At 52.3% G+C, this 2,894-nt stretch carries 2 protein-coding genes; both read right to left on the reverse strand.

Translation table 11 applies throughout. The features are described from left to right. The coding region (locus BLS33_RS24465; protein ID WP_176801505.1) for a c-type cytochrome domain-containing protein at positions 1-1,254 on the reverse strand (1,254 nt) is incomplete at its 3' end. 186 nt (positions 1,255-1,440) lie between these two features. Beyond that, positions 1,441-2,894, reverse strand: a 1,454-nt coding sequence (locus tag BLS33_RS24470) for a DUF1501 domain-containing protein (RefSeq protein WP_089895958.1), incomplete at its 5' end; no start/stop codon positions are given.

Below are 2,894 nucleotides of genomic sequence, written 5' to 3' on the forward strand. Positions count from 1 at the left end.
CCCCGCTTTCGGAATGGAATCGGCGCCCACGAAAAATGGTTGAACGGCAGAATCAATCCCATTATCTATCAAAAGTACCGGGGATGCCTTTCTTAGCTCCTGCAATGCCACTTCCGATATGTTCGTATCCCATAGATACAAGCTTTTCAATTTCACCAAATTCTTAAATACGGCGATACTTTGGTCTCCGATGTCGGTACCGTATACTTTGAGGGTATGCAGGTTCGAGAGGTTCTTAAGGTTTTGTATCTGGGCATCGTTTATCGGGGTACGGTCGACCTCCAACCATTCCAGATTTTCACAAGTGGCGACCAGCCCCATCTCCTTTTCGCCGATGGGCAGTCCGCTAAGGTCCATTTGCACGATATTTTTGCTGATGGCCTTCAGGTCCAATATCAATCGGGGATCGTAGGTGGGCGGTTTGTACATGTTGACATGCAGCGCATCGGTGCTTCCCGCGATCCGTCCGATGGTCAGGTAATCGGAACTCAACCGCTGAATCGTACTATCCGCCACTTTGGGCAGTTTTGCCCATTTTTCCATAGGGTCGGGCACCATCATTTCCCTGATCAGGGCGGCCAGGGGCTCGTTGGCGCCCAAATGGTCCAGGCGTACGGTGTCGGAGGCCCCTAGGGCTATCCAACGTTCCAAAATCAGTATTTCCTTGGCGTTCAATGGCTTTTCGCCCTCGGGCGGCATATGCTCCTCATCGGCCAGGGGCAGGTGCAGTCTTTTAATGATCTCGCTCTTTTCAGGGTCTCCGGGCACCATTGTGCTCCCGCTCTCGCCCCCCTTCAAAAGTCCGTCAAGATTCGTCATCAACAGTTCGCCCTTTTGTTTGTTGGGGTTGTGACAGGAAACGCAATTGTTCTTCAGTATACGGGCCACCACATGTTGGTATATGAGCGGATTGTCGGGAATCGGGCCGTCCATATCCTTTTCGTTGGGTAGTGCCAAAAAGTTTTCGCCATGGGTGACCATTCCCCCATAATGCCCCGTGAACCCGACCAATATAACCAGCAGGCCCTGAAGCGCTTTCGTATAAACCGTTTTACCGAAGCCCGCCCCGTCGAGCCAGTACCATACGGCCGCGACAAGCGCCGTACCGGCGCCCAACCATTGGTGCCAAAACAACAGATCGCCCTTTTCCATGGCCTCCTTGCCCAGAAAAAAACCAGAAATGGCCGTGACCAAAGCGGTAACGGTCGCTACGGCAAGCAATGCCCTCGGCACGTTTTTTCCGGTCAGCCCCAAAAAAGCGGCGATCAGCAAGAGAACGATGGGAAAATGTAGGATCAGCGGATGCCAACGCCCCAACCAGGCCACAAGGTCCGGAAGCTGTAGGAAGGACTCGAATATCAGGCAGAATACGAGAAATACGGAGAGACCAAAAATAAGCAGGTCGACCCTTCGGTCTTTTTTAGTGGTGGATGCCATAGATTACGCCAACAGGTCTTTTACTACATTGCCCGCCACATCGGTCAACCGGAACCGGCGCCCTTGATATTTATAGGTCAATTGTTCGTGCTCAAGGCCCATCGTATGTAATAGCGTTGCATGAAAATCATTGATATGCACGGGGTTCTCGATGACATTATACCCGAACTCATCGGTTTGGCCATAGGAAATTCCCGGTTTGATGCCCCCACCGGCCATCCAGATACTGAACGCCCTGGGGTGATGGTCCCTTCCGTAGTTTGCAGGATCGAATTTCCCTTGACAGTAGTTGGTGCGCCCAAACTCGCCGCCCCAAACGACCAGGGTGTCCTCCAACATGCCCCTTTGTTTCAGATCGAGTATCAGTGCCGCGGAGGCCTGATCGACATCCTTCGCCTGGCCCGCCATTTCATTGGGCAGGTTACCGTGCTGGTCCCATCCCTGGTGGTACAATTGTATGAACCTGACCCCGTTCTCGGCCAACCTTCTGGCCTGTAGCGCATTTGCGGCATAGGTACCGGGCACTTGGCAATCTTCGCCGTATAATTTTATGATCGATTCCGGCTCTTTTGAAATATCCATGACATCGGGTACCGACATCTGCATGCGGTAGGCCATCTCATATTGTGCGATCCGCGATTCGATCTCGTCGTCGCCCGTTTCTATATGGTGCAGTTTGTTGAGCGATGATACGTTGTCGAGCAAATGGCGCTTGTCGGAACGGGATATACCATCGGGATCGTTCAGGTAAAGTACAGGGTTCTTCCCGGCGCGCAACAACACGCCCTGATGTTTGGAATCCAGGAAACCGCTCGACCATAATTTGGAATATAGGCCTTGACTGTTCCCTTTTCCACGTGATGTCAGCACCACGAAGGAGGGAAGGTTCTTGTTCTCGCTACCGAGCCCATAGCTCATCCACGAGCCCATACTGGGCCTGCCCCCTTGCTGGCTACCGGTCTGAAAAAAGGTAATGGCCGGATCATGGTTGATCGCCTCGGTATGCATACTCTTTACGATGCAGATCTCATCGGCGATTTTGGCGATATGGGGGAAAAACTCGCTCACCCATGCCCCGCTCTTTCCATGTTGGTTGAATTTCACCGCCGGCGGCATCAAAGGAAACTTGTCCTGCCCCGAGGTCATTCCGGTCAATCGTTGTCCGTTCCTGATCGATTCCGGCAGATCTTCGCCCATCCGTTTTCTCAGCGTCGGCTTGTGATCGAAGGTTTCCAATTGTGAGGGTGCACCTGCCTGGAACAGATAGATGATACGTTTTGCCTTGGGCGCAAAATGGGGTACGCCCAGATCCCCTCCGCTCAGAATACCCTGTTCCTTTTTAAAGAGGTCGGGGATCAATAACGACCCTAGGGCCAATGACCCGATACCTACACTTAGTTGTGAAAAAAAATGTCTCCGGTTTACCTTTAACGGGCTTTCCCTATTTGTTTTGTCTT

Source organism: Kriegella aquimaris (assembly GCF_900103215.1).
GTDB lineage: Bacteria > Bacteroidota > Bacteroidia > Flavobacteriales > Flavobacteriaceae > Kriegella > Kriegella aquimaris.